At 74.2% G+C, this 22,673-nt stretch carries 16 protein-coding genes; 10 read left to right on the top strand and 6 right to left on the bottom strand.

Annotation, left to right across the window (positions count from 1 at the left end):
• Positions 1 to 51 precede the first annotated feature (51 nt).
• Complete coding sequence (ypfJ, locus tag rosag_RS11500) at positions 52 to 954, top strand: KPN_02809 family neutral zinc metallopeptidase (RefSeq protein ID WP_284350274.1); 903 nt, start codon at positions 52 to 54, stop codon at positions 952 to 954.
• 416 nt (positions 955 to 1,370) lie between these two features.
• Positions 1,371 to 2,342 carry an Ig-like domain-containing protein gene (locus rosag_RS11495; protein WP_284350273.1) on the top strand — a complete coding sequence of 324 codons (972 nt, stop codon included), beginning with the start codon at positions 1,371 to 1,373 and terminating at the stop codon, positions 2,340 to 2,342.
• Positions 2,343 to 2,369: 27 nt separating this feature from the next.
• Here the strand turns inward: rosag_RS11495 and rosag_RS11490 are convergent, their stop codons facing one another.
• The 3 genes from rosag_RS11490 to rosag_RS11480 form a co-directional block, all read right to left on the bottom strand.
• A complete protein-coding gene (locus rosag_RS11490) occupies positions 2,370 to 3,827 on the bottom strand; it encodes a tetratricopeptide repeat protein (RefSeq protein ID WP_284350272.1) in 1,458 nt (485 codons plus the stop codon).
• Between the two features lie 179 nt (positions 3,828 to 4,006).
• Positions 4,007 to 5,071: a lysylphosphatidylglycerol synthase transmembrane domain-containing protein gene (locus rosag_RS11485; RefSeq protein WP_284350271.1), complete on the bottom strand. Its 1,065-nt coding sequence runs from the start codon at positions 5,069 to 5,071 to the stop codon at positions 4,007 to 4,009.
• Positions 5,068 to 5,811, bottom strand: coding sequence for a polysaccharide deacetylase family protein (locus rosag_RS11480; RefSeq protein ID WP_284350270.1), 744 nt, complete (start codon positions 5,809 to 5,811; stop codon positions 5,068 to 5,070). The genes rosag_RS11485 and rosag_RS11480 overlap by 4 nt, the downstream gene beginning before the upstream one ends.
• 151 nt (positions 5,812 to 5,962) lie before the next feature.
• On the opposite strand from rosag_RS11480, the gene rosag_RS11475 reads away from it, so the two are divergent.
• From rosag_RS11475 to rosag_RS11460, 4 genes are all read left to right on the top strand, one after another.
• On the top strand, positions 5,963 to 8,605 hold the full coding sequence (locus rosag_RS11475; protein WP_284350269.1) for a M14 family zinc carboxypeptidase: 2,643 nt from the start codon (positions 5,963 to 5,965) through the stop codon (positions 8,603 to 8,605).
• The gene (locus rosag_RS11470) at positions 8,605 to 11,280 is read left to right on the top strand and encodes a M14 family zinc carboxypeptidase (RefSeq protein ID WP_284350268.1); all 2,676 of its coding nucleotides are present in this window, start codon (positions 8,605 to 8,607) and stop codon (positions 11,278 to 11,280) included. The genes rosag_RS11475 and rosag_RS11470 overlap by 1 nt, the downstream gene beginning before the upstream one ends.
• Positions 11,281 to 11,728: 448 nt before the next feature.
• Positions 11,729 to 12,241: a GNAT family N-acetyltransferase gene (locus rosag_RS11465; RefSeq protein ID WP_284350267.1), complete on the top strand. Its 513-nt coding sequence runs from the start codon at positions 11,729 to 11,731 to the stop codon at positions 12,239 to 12,241.
• Between the two features lie 26 nt (positions 12,242 to 12,267).
• On the top strand, positions 12,268 to 13,788 hold the full coding sequence (locus rosag_RS11460; protein ID WP_284350266.1) for a M28 family peptidase: 1,521 nt from the start codon (positions 12,268 to 12,270) through the stop codon (positions 13,786 to 13,788).
• Positions 13,789 to 14,167: 379 nt separating this feature from the next.
• Here rosag_RS11460 and rosag_RS11455 read toward each other — a convergent pair whose 3' ends face one another.
• The gene (locus rosag_RS11455; RefSeq protein ID WP_284350265.1) at positions 14,168 to 14,401 is read right to left on the bottom strand and encodes a hypothetical protein; all 234 of its coding nucleotides are present in this window, start codon (positions 14,399 to 14,401) and stop codon (positions 14,168 to 14,170) included.
• Positions 14,402 to 14,630: 229 nt separating this feature from the next.
• Between rosag_RS11455 and rosag_RS11450 the strand changes: the two genes are divergently transcribed.
• Positions 14,631 to 16,403, top strand: a complete 1,773-nt coding sequence (locus tag rosag_RS11450) for a putative bifunctional diguanylate cyclase/phosphodiesterase (RefSeq protein WP_284350264.1) — start codon at positions 14,631 to 14,633, stop codon at positions 16,401 to 16,403.
• A gap of 76 nt (positions 16,404 to 16,479) precedes the next feature.
• Here rosag_RS11450 and rosag_RS11445 read toward each other — a convergent pair whose 3' ends face one another.
• Complete coding sequence (locus rosag_RS11445) at positions 16,480 to 17,262, bottom strand: hypothetical protein (protein WP_284350263.1); 783 nt, start codon at positions 17,260 to 17,262, stop codon at positions 16,480 to 16,482.
• A 136-nt stretch (positions 17,263 to 17,398) separates the two neighbouring features.
• On the opposite strand from rosag_RS11445, the gene rosag_RS11440 reads away from it, so the two are divergent.
• Both rosag_RS11440 and rosag_RS11435 read left to right on the top strand, forming a co-directional pair.
• Entirely contained in the window at positions 17,399 to 18,241 is an 843-nt protein-coding gene (locus rosag_RS11440) for a serine O-acetyltransferase (protein ID WP_284350262.1), read from the top strand.
• Between the two features lie 255 nt (positions 18,242 to 18,496).
• On the top strand, positions 18,497 to 19,852 hold the full coding sequence (locus tag rosag_RS11435; protein ID WP_284350261.1) for a hypothetical protein: 1,356 nt from the start codon (positions 18,497 to 18,499) through the stop codon (positions 19,850 to 19,852).
• Positions 19,853 to 20,173: 321 nt separating this feature from the next.
• On the opposite strand, the gene rosag_RS11430 is transcribed toward rosag_RS11435, so the two are convergent.
• Entirely contained in the window at positions 20,174 to 20,491 is a 318-nt protein-coding gene (locus rosag_RS11430) for a hypothetical protein (RefSeq protein ID WP_284350260.1), read from the bottom strand.
• A 126-nt stretch (positions 20,492 to 20,617) separates the two neighbouring features.
• Here rosag_RS11430 and rosag_RS11425 point away from each other — a divergent pair, with 126 nt between their 5' ends.
• Entirely contained in the window at positions 20,618 to 22,483 is a 1,866-nt protein-coding gene (locus rosag_RS11425) for an ABC transporter ATP-binding protein (RefSeq protein ID WP_284350259.1), read from the top strand.
• Positions 22,484 to 22,673: the final 190 nt, after the last annotated feature.

Below are 22,673 nucleotides of genomic sequence, written 5' to 3'. Positions count from 1 at the left end.
ATCCGGGCCGCGGACACCAAGGCCGCGCGGGCGCGGCAGGAGGACGGCACGATGCGCTGGACACCTGGATCCGACCGCGGGAACCTCGAGGATCGCCGCGGCCAGAGCATGGGCGCGGGCGGTGGCGGCGGCGCGCTCGTCGGCCTGCTGGCGTCGATCGTCGGCCGCAAGTTCGGCATCGTCGGCGTGCTGATCGTGCTCGTCGTGGGGGCGCTGTTCAGCGGCGGCATGTTCGGCGGCGGTGGCGGCAGCACCACGACGTCGGGCGGCGAGGTGGCGCGCGGCGCCAGCGCCCCGGTCCAGCAGTCGGCGGCCGAGGCGCAGCTGGTGGACTTCGTGACCTACGTGCTGAACGACGCGCAGGACAACTGGGAGGAGATCCTGCCGCGCGCCGCCGGCACGCCCTACCGCGATGCGCGCCTCGTCCTCTACCGCGACGCGGTGCAGACGGGCTGCGGCAACGCGCCGAGCGCGGTCGGGCCGTTCTACTGCCCGAACGACGAGCGCGTGTACATCGATCTGAGCTTCTACGAGGAGCTGCAGCGCAAGTACGGCGCGCCGGGCGACTTCGCGCAGGCGTACGTGCTCGCGCACGAGATCGGGCACCACGTGCAGCACGTCGTCGGCACGGACGCGCGCGTGCGCCAGCTGCAGCAGTCGCGGCCCGAGGCGGCGAACCCGCTGTCGGTGCGCATGGAGCTGCAGGCGGACTGCTACGCGGGCGTGTGGGCCTACTCGGTGAAGGGCGAGGGGAAGCTCGATCCGGGCGACGCCGAGGAGGCGCTGGCGGCGGCGAGCGCCGTCGGCGACGACCGGCTGCAGCAGCGCGCACGCGGGCAGGTGAACCCGGACTCGTTCACGCACGGCACCGCGCAGCAGCGCAGCCAGTGGTTCCAGCGCGGCTTCCAGAGCGGCGATCCGCGGAGCTGCGACACGTTCAGCGGCGGCGTCTGACCGGGCTGCGGGTCTGAGCGACGAGCTGCATTTGCAAGGATGAAGGTCTGAGAAGATCTGATAACGACGGATGGCTCCGTGTTGTGCGAGGAACCTCGTGCCACACGGAGCCATCAGACTTTCCATCAGATCGTTTCAGATCTCCATCCTTGCTGCCGTTGCCGTTGAAGTCCGGCGCGCTGGCCCCTTTGCCTTTTGGGAGGGATGCGGATGCTACGGATCTGAACGGATCATGCGGATCGCTCCTCCCGGTGGATAGGACGTCGCCGCCACCCGGCGCGATCCGGAGCATCCGTGTCATCCGGAGCATCCGTATCCTCCCCAAAGGCCACCAAGTCCCGGCGCGCCGATGCGTTCCGGGCTCGGGACCGGCAGTGTCTGTCGCTAGGTTGGAAAGCTCACCCGACTCTCCCGCCGTGCCCCGTCGCATCGTCTTCGCCGCCGCCGTCGCGGCCCTCGCCGCCGCCTGCGGCGATCCCACCGCGCCGCGCTGCAGCATCTCGCTCGACCGGCTGCCGTCGGACCTCGTCGTCGCGGGGACCAGCGTGCAGGCCGTCGCGCGCGCGAGCTGCGACCGCGGCCAGCCCACGCTGCGCTGGTCGATCAGCGACACGACCGTCGCCACCGTCGACGCGAACGGGAAGGTCACGGGCCGCACGCCCGGCGACGCGGTGCTGACGGCGGAGACGGTGGGCGGCGGCGCGGTGCGCGCGTCGACGCGGGTGCACGTCGAGCCGCCGTACGACGTCATCATCACGCCGCGCCGCTACGACCTGCTGCCGCGCTTCCGGCAGGCGTTCAACCTCTCCGTCGTCCCGACCGAGCTCACGCCGCCCGGCTTCCCGTCGACGGTCGACATCCGCTCCAGCGACTCGTGCGTCGCCATCGTGGACGCGCAGGGCTTCGTGAGCGCGGGGCGCGCGGGCACCGCGACGCTGTCGGTGCGGCTGACCGCCGCGCCGGGCGTGCGCGACTCGGTGCCCGTGGTCGTCGCGATCCCCACCAACGGCCGCACGTTCGTCGTCGGCTTCACCGACGCGGCCACCGGCGCCACCGTCGATCCGCGCGCGCTGCGCGGGCGCGTGACGGTGCTGGTGAACTTCCTCTATCCCAACACGGGCGGGCGCATCGAGATCCGTCTCGGCGGACGCGTCGCGCAGTCGCTGCTGCTCGCGCCGCCGCAGGTGCCGGGCGCCGTGGTCGCGCGGCTGCCGGTCACGATCGACGTCGACGCGCGCGACGCGACGACGGGCGCGCGGCGCTTCGCCGAGGGTGCGCAGACCCTCGAGGCGGCGCTCGTCGTCCCCGACCAGCCCGGGCTTCCCGGCTGCCCGGTGATCAACCTCGGCGACGTCGACGCGCAGCAGGTGACGCTGATCGCCAGCTGACGCGCGTCGACGTCGTTCACGCGCGGTTCACTTCCCGGCGCGGCGCAGCGCGACCGCGGTCGCCAGGTCCGTGTCGTTGTAGTAGACGCCGAAGCGCAGGCCGTGCAGCTGCTGGCGCGTGGCGCGCGCCACGTCCGCGTGCTGCTGCAGCGCGTGCGCCTCGGCCAGCAGCTCGCGCGCCAGCGGGCCGTCGTTCCGCGCCGCCTCGAGCGCCCGCTGCGCGTCCTCGCCCTTCTTCTCCAGCGTCGCCAGCGCGGCGCGCGCGAGGTGCGCGTCCGCGGGCAGCGTCGCGACGACGGCGCGCAGCGAGTCCGTCATCCCGGCGGTGAGCCACGCGAGCCCCGCCGTCCGCGCGACCTGCGCGCTGTCGGCCGGGCGGCGCAGCCGCCGCAGATGCTCGAGATGCTGGCTGACGCCCGCGCGGTCGTTCGACAGCGCGGCGAGCACCGCGAGGTTGCCGTGCGCCTCCGCCGCCGCCCCCATCTGCCGGCGCTGCTCCGCGAGCTGCGCGACGGCGCCGAGCTGACGGCCGGCCTCGCGCAGGTCGTTCGCGTAGACGCGGTTCTGCGCCAGGTACGTCATGTAGCGCAGGCTGTCCTCGATGCCCGCGGCGAGCCGCAGCGCGGTCGCGAGCCCCGCGCGCGCGTCGGCCGTCCGCCCGCGCAGCTGGTGCAGCTCGGCCATGCCGACGTAGGCCTCGGTGAAGCCCGAGTCCGCGCGCGCCGCGTCCGCGTAATAGCGCGCCGCCGAGTCGAGCCGGCCGGCCACCTGCAGCATCTCGGCGTAGCTGTCGAGCGGGTTCGGCTGCCCGGGCGCGAGCTCGACCTGCTTGCGCGCGGCCTCGAGCGCGGCCGTCGTGTCGCCCACGTTCAGCAGCGCGTACGCGAGGCCGTTGTACGGCGCGCCGAACGACGGGAAGCGCGTCGTCACGGCGCGGAACGCCTCGACGGTGGCCGCGGGCGCGCGCTGGCCGCTCGGGTTCTGCGCCGCGAGCATCGCGAACAGCGCATCGTCCGGGTAGAGGTCGGCCGCCGCGCGGAACAGCTTCGCCGACTCGTCGCGCCGCTCCGCGATCTGCTCGCGCAGCGCCGTCGCCAGCAGCAGCTCGCGCGTCGACGCGCGCGCGGCGTCGCTCATGCCGCGCGTGGCCTCGGCCATCCGCTGCGCGGAGTCGAGCCCCGGTGCGAACGCCGCGTGCAGCACGCGCGCGAGCCCGAACGACGAGTCGAGCGCGACGGCCTGGCGGAAGCGGCGCACCGCGCGGGCGATGTCGATGTACGCCAGGTCGTCGAGGCCGTCGGCGAGCGCCTGCCGCGCCTCCACCGACGTCGTGGTGTACGTCGGGCGCGCGCCGGCGGTGGGCACGACCGGCGTGGGCTGCTGCGCGGCGGCGGTGACGGCCAGCGTCGCGAGCAGGAGCACCGCGCCGGCGACCCGGGAGGCGGCGGACGGCCGCGTGGCCGTCGAGGGCTGAGAGCCAGGCATGGGCACCTCGCTTGAGCGGGTTCGCCCGTCCCGAGCGCAGCGCGACTGCTCCCTCACCGGCGGACACGAGCGTGCGCTCCGGACGGACGGTGAAGGTGCTCCAACCTTGGGCACGATGGTGCGCACGGCAATGGCGCCGTGCATCACGCGCGCCGTGTTACGTGTGCGTCATGCGCGTGTCACGTGCGCGTGCGCCCGCGCAGCTGGGCCAGCGAGAGCACGATCCACCCCGCGCCGACGAACGGCACGAGATACACGATGTGCCCCACGATGCCGAGCGCCAGCGCCTGGTCGCGCGGGACGCCGAGGGCGGTGTAGGCGAGCAGCGCCGCACCCTCGTACACGCCGAGGTTGCCCGGCGACGCGGGGACGGCGGAGGCGAGGTTCGTCGCGGCCAGCGCCAGCACCGCGCTCCCCGGCCGCGGCGCGAGCCCGAACGCGCGCTCCACCGCCGTCCAGCCGCCGGCCTCCATCACCTTCATCAACAGCCCGCTGGCGACGGCGAGCCCCAGCCGGCGCGGCGAGCGCAGCGCGTCCAGCGCGGCCGCCCACGACACGACGAACGCGCGCCCGCGCGCCCACGCCCCCTCGGCGCGGCGCTCGTTCGCCGGGTGCGGCGGCTCGTCCATCAGCCCGACGGCCAGCGACGGCGGGAGGGCGTCGTCCGCGCGCGGCGCGCGGCGGCGCGCGGCCCACGCGGCGGCGAACAGCCCGAGCGCGAGCAGCGCGAGCCCGACGCCGAGCAGCGCGACCGCGCGCCGCATCCAGGCGGGGAGCGGCGCGACCTGCGCGGCGACGGCGAGCGTCGCGAGCTTGGCCAGCGCCTCGATGAGGCTGTGCTGCGCGAGCACCGACAGCGCGGCCGCGGTGCCGGCGCCGCCGCGCTCCGCCAGGACCGCCACGCCGGTGGCCTGTCCCAGGAAGGCGGGGATCGTGTTCTGCGCCGTCGCGGTGATCGCCTGCACCTCGAAGATGCGGCCGAAGCGCGCGCGCACGCCGGCCGGCAGCAGGAGCCACGTCTGCCACGCCCACAGCGCGACGACGCTCGTGTGGCAGGCGACGGCCAGCGCGAGCCACGGCAGCCGCGCGCGCGACGCGGCGGCGAGCGTCTCGCGCCATCCCACCGCGCGCAGCGCCAGCGCCACCAGCACCGTCGCCAGCAGCCACGCCAGCAGCGCGAGCGCGCGCCGCGCGCCGGGCGAGAGGCGGCGTGCCCTGGGAGCGTCGAACGCCGACGCGCTCACGCCGCTGCCTCCGCTGCCTGGTGGCGCACCGCGGCGCCGGCCTCGCGCATCGTCACGAAGCGCGCGCCGCGCGCCGAGAGGAAGTCGAGCACCGCGCGCACGCGGCGCAGCGCCGTCTCGCCGGTAGCGAACCGGCAGTCGAGGCGCAGGTCGGTGTCGCGCCAGTCGACGAACTCCCACGGATGCACGAACAGCACGACCGGGCTCGCGAGCCGCGCCAGCCACGCCTCGCGCACCGCGCGCGGGAGCCGCAGCACCGACGACGTGGTGGACGCGGGGATGCGCGTCAGCCGCGTGGCCGCCGGCCGCCGCCGGTCGCGCCAGTAGGGGGCCTTGTACTTCGCGTGCGACGAGTCGAGCGCGTAGCCCGCCTCCTCGAGGAGCGGGAGGTAGGCGTCGGGGAAGACGAGGTTGGGCGCGCGGAAGCTGTCCACCGGCGCGAAGCGGCGCAGCACCGCGCTCGACGCGACGATCTCGTCGCGCGCCGCGTCGGGCGCGAGGTCGACGAATCGGCGGTGCGTGTGCCCGTGGCATCCCAGCTCGTGCCCCGCGTCCACGATCGCGCGGATCGCGTCGGGGTAGCGCGCCGCGACGTCCCCCGTGCTGAAGAACGTGCTCGGCGCGCCCGCCTCGCGCAGCATCGCGAGCAGCGGCGCGGTGCCCTCCTCGACGCCCCGGAAGGTGTCGGCGCGGTACGGCGGGCAGTCGGGTTCGTAGTCGACGGAGAAGCAGACGAGCATGTGGAGCGGTGAGCGTCGAGCGTCGAGCGGCGAGCGTCGAGGGCCGTCCGGGCGGCAGCGCACCTGCGGTGCACGACGTATCCTAGGCGGTTCCGGCAGCCGTCGCATCCGCCGACGCTCAACGCTCGACGCTCACCGCTCGACGCTCCGCATGCCCCCACGACTCCGCCCGCTCTCCTCGCGCGCACTCGCCGCCACCGCGGCCCTCACCCTCGCCGGGCCCGCCGCCGCGCAGCACGCGCTCGCTCCCGCGCCCGCCGCCGCCTACGATCCCGCCATCCCCACGCCGCGCGCGGTGCTCGGCTACGACGTCGGCGAGCGGTTCACGCCGCACCACCTGCTGATGCGCTACGTCGAGCGCGTGGCGCAGGCCAGCCCGCGCGTGAAGGTCGACACGCTCGGCCGGACGGCCGAGGGGCGCGAGGTGCCGCTGGTCGCGGTCACGAGCGCCGCCAACGCGCAGCGGCTGGCCGCCATCCGCGCCGACGCGCGCCGCCTGGCCGATCCCGCCACGCTCTCCGCCGACGAGCGCCGCGCGCTGGTCGCGCGCACGCCGGCCGTCGTCTGGCTCGGCTACTCGGTGCACGGCAACGAGGCCTCGGGCGTCGAGGCGGGCATCGCGATGCTCTACCAGCTGGCCGCCGGCCGCGACGCCGAGACGCAGGCGATCCTCGACAGCACGGTGGTGCTCATCGATCCCGCGCAGAACCCCGACGGCCACGAGCGCCACGCGCAGGACGTGATGCGCGGGCGTGGCGCGTTCGGCGTCACGGGCGTGCCGGGCGCGCTCGCGCAGCAGGGCAGCTGGCCGGGCGCGCGCGGGAGCCACTACTACTTCGACCTCAATCGCGACTGGTTCATCCAGTCGCACCCCGAGACGCGGGCGCGCATCGCCGGCTTCCTCGGGTGGATGCCGCACGTCGCGGTGGACCTGCACGAGATGGGGAGCAACAGCTCCTACTTCTTCGCGCCGCCGATGGAGCCGATGAACCAGAACGTCCCGGCGAGCGTGGTGAAGTGGTGGGACGTCTACGCCGCCGCCAACGGCGCCGCGTTCGACCGGCACGGGTGGGCGTACTTCCGGCGCGAGGGCTACGACGAGTTCTATCCCGGCTACGGCGTGTCGTGGCCGATCCTCACCGGCGCGACGGGGATGACGTTCGAGCAGGCGTCGAGCGGCGCCGGCGCGATCCGCCGCACCGACGGCACGGTGATGACGCTGCACGAGGCGGCGCGCCACCACTACACGGCCGCGTGGGCGACGACGCTCACGACGGCGCAGCGCCGCACCGAGCGGGTGGCGGACTACGCCGAGACGCGCGCGACGGCCCCGCGCGACGCGACGCGCGGCGGGATGCGCGCGGTGATCCTGGAGCGCGACGCCGACGGCCGTGCCGACTCGCTGGCGGCGCTGCTGGCGCGCAACGCGATCGTGCTGCGCCGCACGGCGGGCGCGCCGGCGCTCGCGGGCGCGACGGCGTACACGGGCAACGCGCCCGGCACGCCGCGCTTCGCGCGCGGCGCATGGATCGTCGATCTCGCGCAGCCGCAGGGCCGCCTCGCGCGCGCGCTGCTGGAGCCCGACGCGGTGCTCGACTCGACGTTCATTCGTGGAGAGCTCGAGCGACGCCGCAGCGGCCAGTCGTCGCGCTTCTACGACGTCACCGCGTGGACGCTGCCGTACGCGTGGCGCGTGCGCGCGTGGACGACGTCCGCCGCGGTCGCGGGCGCGGAGGTCGTGGCGCCGGAGACGCTCATGGGACCCGCGGTCGGTGCGGCACCGACCAGAGCCTCGTACGCGTACGCCGTCGCGCCGGGGAGCGAGGCGTCGCTGCGCTGGCTGGCCGGCGTGCTCGCCGACAGCGTGCGCGTGTGGCACGCGCCGCGGAGCTTCCGTGTGGGCAATGCCGACTTCCCGCGCGGCGCGTTCATCGTGCGCGTGGGCGCGAACGACTCCACCGTGCACACCAAGGTCGCGCGCCGCGCGGCGGAGAGCGGCGCTACGGTCGCCGCGCTCTCCACGGGGCTCGTGGACGCGGGCACGGACCTCGGCAGCGGCTCGGTGGTGCCCGTGCGCGCGCCGCGCATCGCGCTCCTGGGCGGCGCGCCGGTGAACGGCACGTCGTTCGGCTTCGCGTGGTTCGCGCTCGACCAGCGCGTCGCGTATCCGTCCACCGCGATCGGCGCCGACGCGCTCGCGGGCAGCGCGCTGTCGCAGTTCGACGTGCTCGTCGTGCCGTCGGTGCAGGCGGCGGCGCTCGACCGCCAGCTCGGCGACGGCGGGCGCGCACGGATCGCCGACTGGGTGCGCGGCGGCGGCACGCTGGTCACGCTCGGCACCGGGAGCGCGTGGCTCACCGGGCAGTCGTGGGCGCGGCTGAAGATGCGCCGCGACACCTCGCGCACGCCGGGCGCCGAGCCTGGCGCGCCGCTGCCGGTCGATGTTCCCGGCGCCGCGGTGCGCGTGCTCGGCGATCCGCTGTCGCCGCTGCTCGCCGGCGTCGACGAGCGCGAGCTGGCGGTGATGATGGACGCCGACGACGTCTTCCAGGCGCCGCGCGACCTGCGCCCGGGCGAGGTCGTGCTGCGCCACGCGCCCGTCGACCGGCTGCGGCTCGCCGGCTACCTCTGGCCCGAGATGCCCGCGCGCCTCGCGGGCTCGCCCTGGCTCTGGACCGAGCGGCTCGGCCAGGGCCGCCTGATCGCCTTCGCGGGCGACCCGAACTTCCGCGACCTCTGGCGCGGCCTCCTGCCGATCTTCGGCAACGCGCTCTTCCTCGGCAACACGTTCTGATGACCCAAGGATCTCTCCGCGCTCGGCGCCCGGCGCTCACCGTCCTCGCGACCACGGCGGCGCTCGCCGCATCGGCGCCCGCCCTCGCGAACGCACAGCACGCGCTCGCCCCGAACGATGGCGTCGCCTACGATCCCGCCGTCCCCACGCCGCAGTCCGTGCTCGGCTACCCGCTGGGCGAGCGGTTCACGCCGCACCACCTGCTCGCGCGCTACGTCGAGCGCGTCGCGCTCGCGGCACCGGGGCGCGTGCGCCTCGACACCGTCGGCCGCACGTTCGAGGGGCGCGAGGTGCTGCGCGTCGTCGTCGCGAGCGAGACGAACCGCCGCCGGCTGGACGAGATCCAGGCCGACGCGCGCCGCATGCAGGATCCGCGGCTGCTGAGCGCGGCCGACCGCGCGGCGCTGGAGAAGCGGCTGCCCGCGATCGTCTGGCTCGGCTTCACCGTGCACGGCAACGAGGCGTCGGGCGCCGAGGCGGGGATGGGCGTCCTGTATCGCCTCGCGGCGGGGCGCGACGCGGAGACGCGCGCAATCCTCGACAGCACCGTCGTGCTGCTCGACCCGCTGCAGAACCCGGACGGCCACGAGCGCCACGCGCAGGACGTGATGCGCAAGCGCTCCGCCTTCGGCGCGCCGGTCGATCCCGCCGCGACGATCCACAGCGGCTCGTGGCCCGGGCCGCGCGGGAGCCACTACTACTTCGATCTCAACCGCGACTGGTACACGCAGTCGCACCCCGAGACGCGGGCGCGCGTGGCGACGATGCTGGCGTGGATGCCGCACGTCGCCGCGGACCTGCACGAGATGGGCACCAACAGCACGTACTACTTCCCGCCGCCGGCGGATCCGGTGCACAAGATGATGCCGCCGCTCGCGGTGAACGGCTGGAACGCGTTCGCCGCCGGCAATGCCGCCGCCTTCGACGCGAAGGGGTGGGCGTACTTCCGCCGCGAGCGCTACGACGAGTTCTATCCGGGCTTCGGCGAGAGCTGGCCGCTGCTCGCGGGCGCGGTGGGCATGACGTACGAGCAGGCGTCGAGCGCGGGCGGCGCGATCCGCCGCACGGACGGCACGATCCTCACGCTGACCGATGCCGCCTCGCACCACTACGCGGCCGCGTGGGCGACGCTGAAGACGGCGGCCGCCACGCGCGCGGCGCGCGTGCACGACTTCGCGGAGTCGCGCCTGAGCGCGATCACCGACGCGGTGCGCGGCGGCGTGGGCACGGGGCTGACGACGATCCGCAGCGTCGTCATCCCGCGCGACCAGCAGGGGCGCGCCGACTCGCTGGCCGCGCAGCTGATGGCGAACGGCATCGAGGTGCGGCAGACGCGCGCCGCGACCACGCTCGCCGACGCGACGCCGCTGTGGAGCGGCGGCCCGGGCGCGGTGAGCGTGCCGGTGGGCGCGTACGTGGTGGACCTCGCGCAGCCGCAGGGCCGCATGGCGCGCGCGCTGCTGGAGCCGGAGGCGGTGCTCGACTCGTCGTTCGTGAAGGAGGAGTTCGAGAGCCGCCGCACGGGGCAGCTCGACCGGTTCTACGACGTGACCGCGTGGGCGCTGCCGTACACGTGGCGCGTGCGCGCGTGGGCGACGCGTGGCCCGGTCGCGTCGGAGGTCGTCACGGTCGCGCCGCGCTTCGCGGGCGAGGGCGCGCCGGCGCGCGGCAGCTACGGCTACGCCTTCGCGCCCGGCAGTGAGGCGTCGCTGCGCCTGCTCGGCGCGTTGCTCGCGGACAGCGTGCGCGTCTGGTTCGCGCCGAACGCGTTCAGCGTGGGCGGCGCGCGCTTCCCGCGCGGCGCCTTCCTGGTGCGCAGCGCCGCGAACGACAGCGGCGTGCACGCGAAGGTGGCGCGCCGCGCGCAGGAGGCCGGCGCGCAGGTCGCGCCCCTCTCCACCGGCCTGGTGACGACGGGCACGGACCTCGGTTCGGGCAGCGTGGTCCCGGTGCGCACGCCGCGCGTCGCGATGCTCGCGGGCGACGGCGTCGGCGGCCAGTCGTTCGGGTGGGCGTGGTACGCGTTCGACCAGCGTCTGCGCTACCCGACGACGCCGATCGACGGCGGCGCGGTGTCGGGCGGCGCGCTGTCGCGCTTCGACGTGCTGGTGGTGCCCTCGACGTCGGCGGGCGCGCTGGACCGCGTGCTGGGCGACGCGGGGCGCGAGCGGGTGCAGCAGTGGGTGCGCGCGGGCGGCGTGCTGATCACGCTCGACGAGGCGACGGCGTGGCTGGCGACGGAGCGCACGGGGCTCTCGCGGCTGCGCGCGCGTCGCGACAGCACGCGCGCCGACGGCGAGCCGGGCGCGCCGCTGCCGCCGCGCATCCCGGGCGCCGCGGTGCGCGTGCTCGGCGACTCGCTGTCGCCGCTGCTGGCCGGCGTGGAGGACCGCGAGTTCCCGGTGCTGGCCAACGGTGCGACGGTGTACACGGTGCCGCGCGACGTGCGACCGGGCGAGCTGGTGGCGCGCCACGCGCCGGCCGCGCGCGTGCGCATCGCGGGCTTCTTCTGGCCCGAGTCGGCCGCCCGCATCGGCGGCGCGCCGTGGCTGTGGACGGAGCGCGTGGGCCAGGGCCGCGTGATCGGCTTCGCCGGCGACCCGAACATGCGCGACCAGTGGCGCGGGCTGCTGCCGCTGTTCGGGAACGCGGTCTTCCTGGGATCGACGTTCTAGACCCCGATCTGCTCGGCTGCGTGCCGCGTGCGGCGTGGCCTGCACCGGCGCGCCGGACCCGAACGGCAACGGCAGCAAGGATGAGATCGGACCAGATCTGATGACGACGGATGGCTCCGTGTGGTGCGATCATCTTCGCACTCCATCGGAGCCATCGGTCGTTATCCGATCTTCTCGGACTTTCATCCTTGCTGCAGTCGTCGTTCGGGTCCCGCGCGCTGGACCGCTGTTCCTATTGGGGAGGACGCGGATGCTCCGGATCTGAGCGGATGCTCCGGATCGCGCCGCGTGGCGGCGACGTCCGGTGCCCCGAGCGGAGCGATCCGTTCGATCCGTTCCGATCCGAAGGCTCCGCACCCCCCCCCAACAGGCCCCATCTCCGCGGCGCGACGACGCGTCCCGAGCGGCCGTGCACGCAGCGCGTTGCACGCCGCCTTAGCTTTGTCCCATGGCCGATCCGACCCCCGACGTCTTCGCCCTCCGCGTCGCCACGCCCGACGACGCGCTGCTGGTCGCGCGCCACCGGGCGTGCATGTGGCGCGACATGGGGCGCCTGCAGGCCGACACCTTCGACGCGATGGTCCAGGCGACCGCGCCCGCGCTGGCGCGGCTGATGCGCGAGGACCGCTACCACGGCTGGCTGCTCGCGTACGCCGACCGGCCGCACGTCGTCGTCGCGGGCGCGGGCGTCGTCCTGCGCGAGCAGCTCCCGTTTCCCGTCGACGGCGGCCGCGCGATCCGCCACGGCGAGCAGGGGCTCGTCATCAACGTCTACACCGAGCCGGCCTACCGCCGGCGCGGCCTGGCCGAGCGGGTGATGCGCGCGCTGCTGGCGTGGGCGGAGACGCGCGGGCTGTCGAGCGTCATCCTGCACGCCTCCGACGAGGGCCGGCCGCTCTACGAGCGCCTCGGCTTCGTCGGCACCAACGAGATGCGCTGGGCGGGAACGCCGGTGCGCTGACCCACTTCCCGCTGCTCCGCATCGTCGTGCGTCGTCCTCGCTTCATCGCCCTCTCCTCCGCCGCGCTCGTCCTCGCCGGCTGTCAGCTCCTCCCCGCGCGTACGCCCGCGGCACCCGTGTACGGCGGCCCCGACGTGCCGCCCGCGCTGGCGGCGATCGACACCGCGACGCTGCGGCGCGACCTGTTCACGCTCGCGGGCGACTCGATGCGCGGGCGCGAGGCGGGCACGCTGGACGAGATGCGCGCCGCCGCGTGGGTCGCCGACCGCGCGCGCGAGATCGGCCTCCGTCCCGCCGGCGACGACGGCACGTACTTCCAGTTCTTCCCCATGCGCCGGCTGCGCACCGCCGACGGCGCGCGCGTGGTGCTCGACGGCACGCCGCTGGAGGCGTGGGACGAGGCGGCGATCGTCGCGCCGGTGGACGCGGCGCTGAGCCAGGTGCCGATGATCTGGATCGGCACCGCGAGCGGCGACTCGCTGCGGAGGCTCGACCTGCGCGGGATGGCCGTCGCCGCGCGGCTGGTCGCGCCGGCGCGCCCGCCGGTGTCGTGGATCTCGCTGCGCGCGTGGCGCTACGCGCGCGCGGCGCTGAACGAGCGCATCGCGACGCTCGCGGACGCGGGCGCGTCGGCGGTGGTGCTGGTGGCCGACGACTCCACCGACGGCGCGTTCGCGTCGATGCTGCCGCAGCTGCGGCGCGGCACCTACAACGTCGACTCGGCCGGCACGGCGCGACCGACGGCGCGCATCCCCGCGGTGTGGGTGCGCGCCTCGCAGCTCGCGCGCGTGCGCACGGCGCGGCGGCTGACGCTCAACCTGCGCGCGGAGAGCTTCGTCTACCCGAGCGTCAACGTCGTCGCGGTGGCGCCGGGGCGCGACTCGGTGGCGCGCACGGAGCACGTGCTGTTCAGCGGCCACCACGACCACGACGGCGTGCGGCAGCCGGTGGAGGGCGACTCGATCTGGAACGGCGCCGACGACAACGCGTCGGTGAGCGTCGGCATGCTCGCCATCGCCCGCGCCTGGACGCGCGCGCCGGGCCGTCGCTCGGCCCTCTTCGTCTGGCACGGGGCCGAGGAGCGCGGGCTGCTGGGATCGCGCTGGTACGCGTGGAAGCCCACGGTGCCGCGCGCGTCGATCGTCGCGGTGCTCAACGCCGACATGATCGGCCGCAACCACCCCGACAGCGCGGCGCTGCTCGGCTCCCAGCCGCCGCACCGCAACTCGAACGCGCTGGTGGACGCCGCGCTCTCGGCCAACCGGCGCGTCGCGGGCTTCGCGATCGACTCGAGCTGGGACCGCGCGTCGCACCCGGAAGGGTGGTACTTCCGCAGCGACCACGTGCCGTACGCGCGCGCGGGGATCCCGTCGATCTTCTTCACGACGCTGCTCCACGCCGACTACCACACGCCGCGCGACGCGCCCGAGCGGATCGACGTCGCGAAGCTCGCGCGCGTGGCGAAGTGGATGTACGCGACCGGATGGGCCGTGTCCGAGACCGCCGCGCGGCCGGGCGTCGTGCCGGGCTTCCGATTGGAGCGGTAGGGCCGCGGAACGACGAAACGCACTTGCAAGGATAAGATCTGAGAAGGTCTGATGACGACGGATGGCTCCGCGTGGCGGCGAGGAACCTCGCACTCCATCGGAGCCATCGGTCGTTATCCGATCTTCTCGGACTTTCATCCTTGCTGCCGTTGCACTTCGGGTCCGGCGCGCTGGAACCCTTTGCCTTTGGAGAGGATACGGATGCTCCGGATGGAGGCGGATGCTGCGGATCGCGCCGCGTGGCGGCGACGTCCGGTGCCCCGAGCGGAGCGATCCGTTCGATCCGTTCCGATCCGAAGGGTCCGCATCCCCCCAACAGGCCCCATCTCCGCGGCGCGACGACGCGTCCCGAGGTCGCGGCCGCAGCCCGCCGCCGCCCTCAGCTCGCGCCCTTCTCCCGGTTCATCGCCTCCGCGCGCACGCGGTTCATGATGAGCGCGAGCTCCGACTCATACTGCTGGCGCTCGTCCGGCGTCCAGAGGTCGCGGTTGGCGGCGGTGCGGATCGAGGCGAGCATCTCGTCCACCAGCTCGCGCAGGGCCGCGTTGCGGCGGCGCTCGGGGCTGGCGGCGGCGACGGCGGGGTCGGGCCGGGGGTCGGGGCGGTCGGACATGGCTCCGGGGCCACGGGTGGAGCGGCGGGAGGCCGAGGTGGGAGGCCGCGGCGGGACGCGAAAGTAACGCGCGCGCACGCGGGCGACAGGAGGGGCGCCGCGCCGGATGACGCGCCGGACATCCTGAGGAAGGGACCCAAGTCACGGTCCCACGAACGGATGGCTCAAGTGGGCCCGTGGTGGCGACGACACTTGTACACGCCCGGAACCCACCGGTCCGCTCTTCTCCATGCGCACGAAGATCCCACCCGCCCTCCGCGTCTACGCCGCGCTCGCCCGCCGCCGCTGGCCCCTGTCCTACCGGGGCAAGCTGCTGGCGGCCCTCGTCGGCGCGGGCTGTCTGCCGCTCATCGTCGTCGGCGCGCTCGTCGCGTTCGGCGCCGAGGAGGGCCGCGTGCAGGCGTGGGCGGTCATCGCGGCGGCCGTCGTCGGTGTCGCCGTCGGCGTGACCACGGCCGCGATCACCGTCGGGCAGCTGCTGGCGCCCGTCGCGATCACCGCGACCGCGCTCCGCCACTACCTCACGAAGTACACGAAGCCCCAGCTCCCCACGCACTTCGTGGACGAGGCGGGGATGCTGATGGCCGACGCGCAGCACGCCATCGACCGGCTCGACGAGATCGTCGTCCACGTGGCGACCTACGACCGGCTGACGGGGCTCCCGAACCGCATCCTCTTCCGCGACCAGGTGCGCCACGCGGTGGCGCAGGCGCGGCGCGACGGGCGGCCGATCGCGATCTGCATGCTCGACGTCGACGGGTTCACCAACGTGAACCTCTCGATGGGCCACCACGCCGGCGACTCGCTGCTGACGGCGGTCGCGCAGCGGCTGCAGACGGCGATGCGCGAGACCGACATCCTCGCCCGCATGGACGGCGACGAGTTCGCGATCCTCTGCGCCGGCCCCGTGACGGTCGAGGGGCTCGACATGCTCGCCCGCCGCCTGCTCGAGGCGATGGCTCGCCCCTTCGAGGTCTCCGGGCGCCGCGAGGTCACCCTCGGCGCCAGCATCGGGATCACCATCTTCCCGACCGACGACGGCGACATCGAGCAGCTGATCGGCAACGCCACGACCGCGCAGTGCGCCGTGCAGGCGGCCGGCGGCAACGGCTACCGCTTCTTCTCGACGGAGCTGAACGCGCGCCTGCACTACCGCGTGTCCACCGAGGCGGACCTGCGCCACGCGCTCGACCGCGACCAGCTGATGCTGTACTACCAGCCGAAGGTGGACGTCGCGACCGGCCGCGTGCGCGGCTTCGAGGCGCTGCTGCGCTGGCAGCACCCGACGCGCGGGCTGGTCTCGCCGGTCGACTTCATCCCGATCGCCGAGGAGACGGGGCTCATCGTCCCGATCGGCGAGTGGGTGCTGCGGCGCGCCTGCTCGCAGATCGCCGAGTGGCGCGACGCGGGGCTGCCGGTGGTGACGACGTCGGTGAACCTCTCCGCGCGCCAGTTCAAGCACGCCGACCTGGTGACGGTCGTGCGGCAGGTGCTCGAGGAGACCGGGATCGACCCCGCGCTGCTGGAGCTCGAGGTCACGGAGTCGCTCCTCATGGAGGACACGGGCCGCACGGTCTCCACGCTGCAGGCGCTGCGCGGGCACGGCGTCACGATCTCGCTCGACGACTTCGGCACGGGCTACTCGTCGCTGGGCTACCTGACGCGCTTCCCGATCGACGCGATCAAGCTGGACAAGAGCTTCGTCTGCGACGTCGTCACCGACCGCCAGAACGGCGCGATCACGACCGCGATCATCGACCTCGGCCACTCGCTGGGCCTGAGCGTCGTGGCCGAGGGGGTGGAGACGCGCGAGCAGTTCGAGTACCTGGCGCAACGCCGGTGCGACGTGGTGCAGGGCTTCCTGTTCGGCCGGCCGGTGCCGGCGGCCGCGGTGCCCGAGGTCTTCGCGGAGCTCGGCGTCGTGGGCTACGGCGACACGCCGCCCGAGCTGGCGGTGCCGGCGGCCGTGTTCTCGTCGCGCGGCGGCGCGCGCGTGGCCTGACGCGCGATGAGAAGGACGAGCGCCCGGCGGCCCACTGGCCGCCGGGCGCTTCGTGGATGTGCCGATGCTGGCGTGATCAGCGCGTCGCCGGCGCCCCCTGCAGCGCCGCCGCCGCAAGGCGGAAGTAGGCGCGCACCTGCTCGCCCTGCGGGCTCAGGGCACGCCCCGCCTGCACCCGCGACGCCGCCGCGGTCAGCTCCGCGCGCGCCTCGCCGCCGCGCAGGTCGCCGATCACCCGCGCCGCGTCCATGAACGCCGCGTGGGCATACTCGGCGTGCTGGTCGTCGTCGGGGCTGGCCTGCAGCAGGTCGGCCTGCCGGCGGACGCGCGCGACCGCCGCCGCGTGCTCGCCCCCGCGCCCGCTGGAGGCTGCACCGAGGGCGTCCGCGAGGAGGCGGAGGCCCTGGGCGGTGTAGGGGTGGTTGGCCTCGGACTCCTGCGGGAGCGCCTGGTTGCCGCCCTGGTTGGCCCACGTCACGAGCTGCCGGACGGCGCCCGCGCCCACGCTGTCGGGGTGCGCGGCGCTGACCGCGACGCCATCGGTCCGGCCGCCGACCCCCGCGTCGCCCACGACCTCGCCGCCGGCGGTGGTCGTCGTGGTCGGGGTGTTGACGGGATCCATCGCCGCCACTTCCGGCTCAGCATTGCGCCCGAGGCGCGTCAGTCCCCAGCCGATGACCAGCAGCAGCACCGCGAGCGCCGCCCAGAAGGCGCCGCCGCGCCGGCGGCGGTGCACGACGGCGGGGGCCGTGGCGAGGGGCGCGCCCGTGCGCGGATCGTAGCCGGGGCCGCTCTGGTAGGGAGGGATCGGCTCGGGTCGGTCGCGATCGTCGGGGTAACGGTCGTCGTAGGCTGCCATGGGATCGTCGCTCCGTTTGGGGCGCGCCGCGCGCGCCGGGAGGGCGGGGGAGGGCAACAGGTGCACCGGCGGGGCGGCAGGCGGTCGAACGGTCGGGCCGCTGGCCGCGTGGCTGCTCTCGCGTCATGCTTCGCGCGTGACCGCGCCCGACGCCCCCGATCCCACCTTCGTCGCCCGGCTGGCCGGGGCGCGCACGGCCTATCGGCTGCCGGCGCGGCTCCGCGCGCGGAGCGAGCAGGTCGCGCGGGAGCTGCTGGCGGTGCTCTTCCCGGCGCTGGCCCCGGAGGCGCCGGCGTGCGAGCGGCAGGACGTGGCGGCGGAGCTCGTGGCGGTGCGCGCGTCGCTCTCGGCGCTGCTGGCGGCGGTCGTCCCCGAGCCGGACGCGGTGGCCGACCGGGTGATGGCCGCGCTCCCCGCGGTCTACGACGCGCTGCTCGAGGACGCGCGGGCGACGCACGACGGCGACCCCGCGGCGCACAGCGTGGACGAGGTGATCGCGGCCTACCCGGGGTTCTACGCCACCGCGTGCCACCGGCTGGCGCACCTGCTCCACCGCTGCGACGTGCCGCTGCTGCCGCGGCTCGTGTCGGAGTTCGCGCACCGCGAGACGGGGATCGACATCCACCCTGGCGCCACCATCGGGCGGGCATTCGCCATCGATCACGGCACCGGCGTGGTGATCGGCGAGACGGCCGTGTTGGGCGACCGCGTGCGGCTGTACCAGGGCGTGACGCTCGGCGCGGCGGCGGTGGCGAAGGCGCTGGCCCGCACGCGCCGCCACCCGACGCTCGAGGACGACGTCGTGGTCTACGCCAACGCGACGATCCTGGGCGGCGAGACGGTGGTGGGCGCGGGGAGCGTGGTCGGCGGCAACGTCTGGCTGACGCACTCGGTGCCGCCGGGGAGCGTCGTGACGCACGCGTCGCAGGTGTCGCGGAAATCGGCCACCTGGGATGGAGTGGAGGACTTCGCCATCTGAGGGCTGCTGCGTGCTGCGTGCTGCGTGCTGCATGCTGCGTGTGAGCCGTTGAGGTGTCATCCCGAGCGCCGCGAGGGATCCGCTCTCCGCGGCGAGGAGCATCCCACGCGTGACGCATGCTAGGTCCCTCGCTGCGCTCGGGACGCCCCTCACGCAGCACGAAGCACGCTGCACGCAGCAGCTTTTTGCCTCAGCTGCCGACACTCCCGAGGGTCCCCGCCGTTCCCGCCTCACTCCCTCCGCACGCCCGTTCCGATGGCCCACCGTACCGGACCGCGCCTCCGCGCGCTCGCCGCGGCTGTCGCCCTGCCGCTCGCCGCCGATGCTCTGGCCGCGCATGCCCTCGGCGCGCAGACGCTGAACATCGTCGCCCAGCCGGCCACCGCCACGATCTTCCGGCTCAAGCAGCAGGACAACTCGCTCGTGCCCCTCGGCACCGGCACGGCGCGGCTGAAGCTGGAGAAGAACGATCCGAACACGATCGTCGTGCGGCAGGACGGCTTCCGCGAGGTGCGGCGCAGCTTCCCCAAGGACGACAAGTACAAGGACAAGGAGTACACGATCTTCCTCGGCAAGCGCGTGGTGCAGGTGACCGCGCTGCCGTACGACGCCAACATCCTCGTCAACGGCGAGGCGCGCGGGCAGCGCGCCGTCGAGCTGGAGGTCGAGGAGGGGCAGGCGACGACGCTGGAGGTCAAGCGCCGCGGCTTCGCCACCGCGAAGCGCGTCTACCGCTGGGACAAGGGCGGCGACATGCCGCCGGCGCAGGACCGCTTCGAGCTCGTCGACCGCGTCGTCAACGTCTCCGCCGCGCCGTCGGGCGTGGAGCTGTTCGCCGACGACGCGAAGATCGGTGACGGCGACGCGGAGCTGGTCGTGAAGCGCGGCACGTGCGCGACGCTGAAGGCGCAGAAGGCCGGCTGGATCCCGGTCGAGCGCAGCTTCTGCAACAAGGACGGCCTTCCCGAGCCGCCGATCGCCGACCGCGTGTCGCTCGCCGGCCGCGTGGTCAACGTCAGCGGGCCGCAGGGCGCGCGCATCTTCGTGAACCAGAAGCAGGCGGGCGTCGGCAGCTATCCCGTGCGCGTGGCCGAGGGGGCGTGCGCGACGGTGCGCGTGGAGCAGACCGGCTTCCTGCCGTACGAGCGCGAGTTCTGCGTGCAGGACAACGCGCCGCCCCCGCCGATGGAGGAGGTGGTGACGCTGCGCGCCGACGACTCGTTCGCCGCGTCCGTGGCCAGCGACCAGGCCAACGTCAACGTCAGCATCGAGGTCGGGAAGGCGAAGGCCGAGCAGCAGGCGTGGAAGCTCCTGTCGTCGATCGTGCTGAGCCACTTCGACGTGCTGGAGAACTCCGACAGCGAGACCGGCTACCTGCGCACGGCGTGGCAGCTCAAGACCTACGGCGACGACAACGACGTCGTGATCCGCACGCGCGTGATCGTGAAGCGCGCCGGCGACTCGCCGCTGCGCTACACCGTGAAGATCGTGAGCGAGCGCAACAAGGTGCGCGGCGTGTCGGTGAAGGAGGACGAGAACTTCGTCCCGTGGGACCGGCTGCTCAACACGTACAAGGACCTGATCTCGGAGATGCAGAGCCGGCTGAACTGACCTCGGCGGCCTCGCGGCACCGCGAACTGCTTCGACAGGATGACAGGATGACCAGGAGGCTCCGCGGTGCGCGACGTCCCATGCGCTCAGCGGAGCCTCCTGGTCATCCTGTCATCCTGTCCAATGCCCTTCGCTGTTTCTGGGTCCAGCGCGCCGGCCCCCTCTGCCTTTGGGAGGGATGCGGATGCTGCGGATGATCCGAACGATCCGTTCCGATCCGGAGCATCCGCATCCTCACCAACGGCGAACAGCCCGGGCGCGACGATGCGTGCCGAGGGCACGGCGCAGGATCCCGCAACCCGCAGCCCACGGTCCGCACGGTCAGATGGTGGTGAGGCCCCGGGCGCGGTCGAGCAGCGCCCGCAGCGCGGCCAGCGCGGCGTCGCCGTCCGCGCCGTCCCGCGCTCCGGCGAACTCCAGCGGCACGAGCGCCCGCTCGGCCGGTGCCAGCGGAAGCTGGCGGTCGCGCCGCTCGAGGGCCGCCAGCAGCGCCAGCAGCGCCGCGCGCAGCACCGCGCGGTAGCCGGGCGGCGCGGCGACCAGGGGCAGCAGGCGGGTGATCGCGTCGTCGAGCGCGGCGCAGAGGGCGTCGCGCGGGTCGTCGGGGGCAGAGCGTCGGGCGGCGGAGCTCGCGGACATGGGGGGCGTGGACTGGGTCGGGCGGTCGCGACCGCCGGCAGGCTCCCGTACACGTCATAAAGCAGGAAAACCGGGCATTTCGGCGCACGCGGACGCGCACGATTGCTGCGCTGACGCCGGCTCCCCATGCCGCCCCCGAACGCTCCCCAGCTCCCTGCGCCCCGCTCCTTCCGCGAGCGCGTCGGCGCGCTCCGCAACCTGCCGCCGTTCCTCGCGCTGGTCTGGCAGACCAGCCCGCGCCTCACGGTCGCGACGCTGGCGCTCCGCCTCGCGCGCGCGCTGCTCCCGGTCGCGACGCTCTACGTCGGGAAGCTGATCATCGACGAGGTGCTGCTGCAGGCGCGCACGCCCGGCGCGCCCGCCACGCTCGGCGGGTGGCTCGCGAGCGGACGCATCGACCGGCTCCTCTGGCTGCTGGCGGCGGAGTTCGGGCTCGCGGTGCTCTCCGACGTCCTCGGACGCGTGGTGTCGCTCGTCGACTCGCTGATGGCGGAGCGCTTCTCGACGACGACGAGCATCCGGCTGATGGAGCACGCGGCGACGCTCGACCTCGAGGACTTCGAGGACAGCGAGCTGCAGGACCGGCTGGAGCGCGCGCGGCGGCAGGCGTCGGGGCGCATGTCGCTCATGAGCCAGCTCTTCGGCCAGGCGCAGGACGTCATCACGATCGCGAGCTTCGCGGTCGGGCTCATGGCCTACGCGCCGTGGCTCATCGCGCTGCTGCTGGTGGCGCTCGTGCCGGCGTTCCTGGGCGAGGCGCACTTCAACGCGCGCAGCTACGCGCTGCTGTGGGCGCGCACGCCGGAGCAGCGGGAGCTCGACTACGTGCGGCAGACGGGCGCCAGCGTCGAGACGGCGAAGGAGGTGAAGATCTTCGGCCTCCACGCCTTCCTCATCGACCGCTACCGCGTGCTGGCGGCGGGCTTCTACGAGGCGAACCGCCGCCTCGCCACGCGCCGCGCCGCGTGGGGCGGCGCGCTCACCGCGCTCGGCACCGCGGGCTACTACGTGGCGTACGGCTTCCTCGCGTGGCGCACGCTCGCGGGCCACTTCTCGATCGGCGACCTGACCTTCCTCGCGGGCTCGTTCCGCCGCCTGCGCACGCTGCTCGAGGGATTGCTGAGCGGCTTCTCGTCGATGGCCGGCCAGGCGCTCTACCTCGACGACCTGTTCTCGTTCTTCACGATCGCGCCCGAGATCCACTCGCCGCCGAACCCGCGCCCGTTCCCGACGCCCATCCGCGAGGGCTTCGTGTTCGAGGACGTGGGCTTCATCTACCCGGGCGCGGAGCGGTGGGCGGTGCGGCACCTGAACTTCACGCTGCGCGCCGACGAGGTGCTCGCGCTGGTGGGCGAGAACGGCGCCGGCAAGACGACGCTCGTGAAGCTGCTGGCGCGCCTCTACGATCCCGACGAGGGGCGCATCCTGCTCGACGGCCACGACCTGCGCGAGTACGACCTCGACGAGCTGCGCGCGAATGTCGGCGTGATCTTCCAGGACTTCGTGCGCTACCACCTCACCGCGGCCGACAACATCGCCGTCGGGCGCATCGAGGCGCGGCACGACCGCGCGCGCGTCCAGGACGCGGCCGAGCGGAGCCTCGCGGACGAGGTGATCCGCCGGCTGCCGGAGGGCTACGACCAGATCATCGGCAAGCGCTTCCGCAGCGGCGTCGAGCTGTCGGGCGGCGAGTGGCAGAAGGTGGCGATCGCGCGCGCCTACATGCGCGACGCGCAGCTGCTGATCCTCGACGAGCCGACGGCGGCGCTCGACGCGCGCGCGGAGTTCGAGGTGTTCGAGCGCTTCAAGGAGCTGAGCGCGGGCAAGACCGCGGTGCTGATCTCGCACCGCTTCTCGAGCGTGCGGATGGCGGACCGGATCCTCGTGCTCGCGGACGGGACCGTCGAGGCGATGGGCACGCACGAGGAGCTCTTGCAGCAGCGGGGGCGGTACGCGGAGCTGTTCGAGCTGCAAGCCGCCGGATACCGATGACAGATTGCGGAGGACGGTGAGGCGGAGGACGGTGAAGCGGAAGACGATGGAGCGTGAGACGGTGGGGCGGACCCTTCAGGCTTGAAGCTGCAAGCTCGGAGGTCCGCCTTTTCGTTTCACGCCCTTCCGTCCTCCGCCTCACCGTCCTCCGCCGTTTCGTCCTCCGCCCTCTGGCGCCCCGTCGTATGCT

Source organism: Roseisolibacter agri (assembly GCF_030159095.1).
In the GTDB taxonomy this organism is placed as follows: domain Bacteria; phylum Gemmatimonadota; class Gemmatimonadetes; order Gemmatimonadales; family Gemmatimonadaceae; genus Roseisolibacter; species Roseisolibacter agri.
This window is presented reverse-complemented; position numbering and strand designations above follow the sequence as displayed.

Coding starts and splice junctions, on each gene's coding strand:
- ypfJ (WP_284350274.1), top strand. CDS start 52: ATGCGCTGGACACCTGGATCCGACCGCGGGAACCTCGAGGATCGCCGC.
- rosag_RS11490 (WP_284350272.1), bottom strand. CDS start 3,827: ATGCCTGGCTCTCAGCCCTCGACGGCCACGCGGCCGTCCGCCGCCTCC.
- rosag_RS11480 (WP_284350270.1), bottom strand. CDS start 5,811: ATGCTCGTCTGCTTCTCCGTCGACTACGAACCCGACTGCCCGCCGTAC.
- rosag_RS11475 (WP_284350269.1), top strand. CDS start 5,963: ATGCCCCCACGACTCCGCCCGCTCTCCTCGCGCGCACTCGCCGCCACC.
- rosag_RS11470 (WP_284350268.1), top strand. CDS start 8,605: ATGACCCAAGGATCTCTCCGCGCTCGGCGCCCGGCGCTCACCGTCCTC.
- rosag_RS11465 (WP_284350267.1), top strand. CDS start 11,729: ATGGCCGATCCGACCCCCGACGTCTTCGCCCTCCGCGTCGCCACGCCC.
- rosag_RS11455 (WP_284350265.1), bottom strand. CDS start 14,401: ATGTCCGACCGCCCCGACCCCCGGCCCGACCCCGCCGTCGCCGCCGCC.
- rosag_RS11450 (WP_284350264.1), top strand. CDS start 14,631: ATGCGCACGAAGATCCCACCCGCCCTCCGCGTCTACGCCGCGCTCGCC.
- rosag_RS11445 (WP_284350263.1), bottom strand. CDS start 17,262: ATGGCAGCCTACGACGACCGTTACCCCGACGATCGCGACCGACCCGAG.
- rosag_RS11435 (WP_284350261.1), top strand. CDS start 18,497: ATGGCCCACCGTACCGGACCGCGCCTCCGCGCGCTCGCCGCGGCTGTC.
- rosag_RS11430 (WP_284350260.1), bottom strand. CDS start 20,491: ATGTCCGCGAGCTCCGCCGCCCGACGCTCTGCCCCCGACGACCCGCGC.
- rosag_RS11425 (WP_284350259.1), top strand. CDS start 20,618: ATGCCGCCCCCGAACGCTCCCCAGCTCCCTGCGCCCCGCTCCTTCCGC.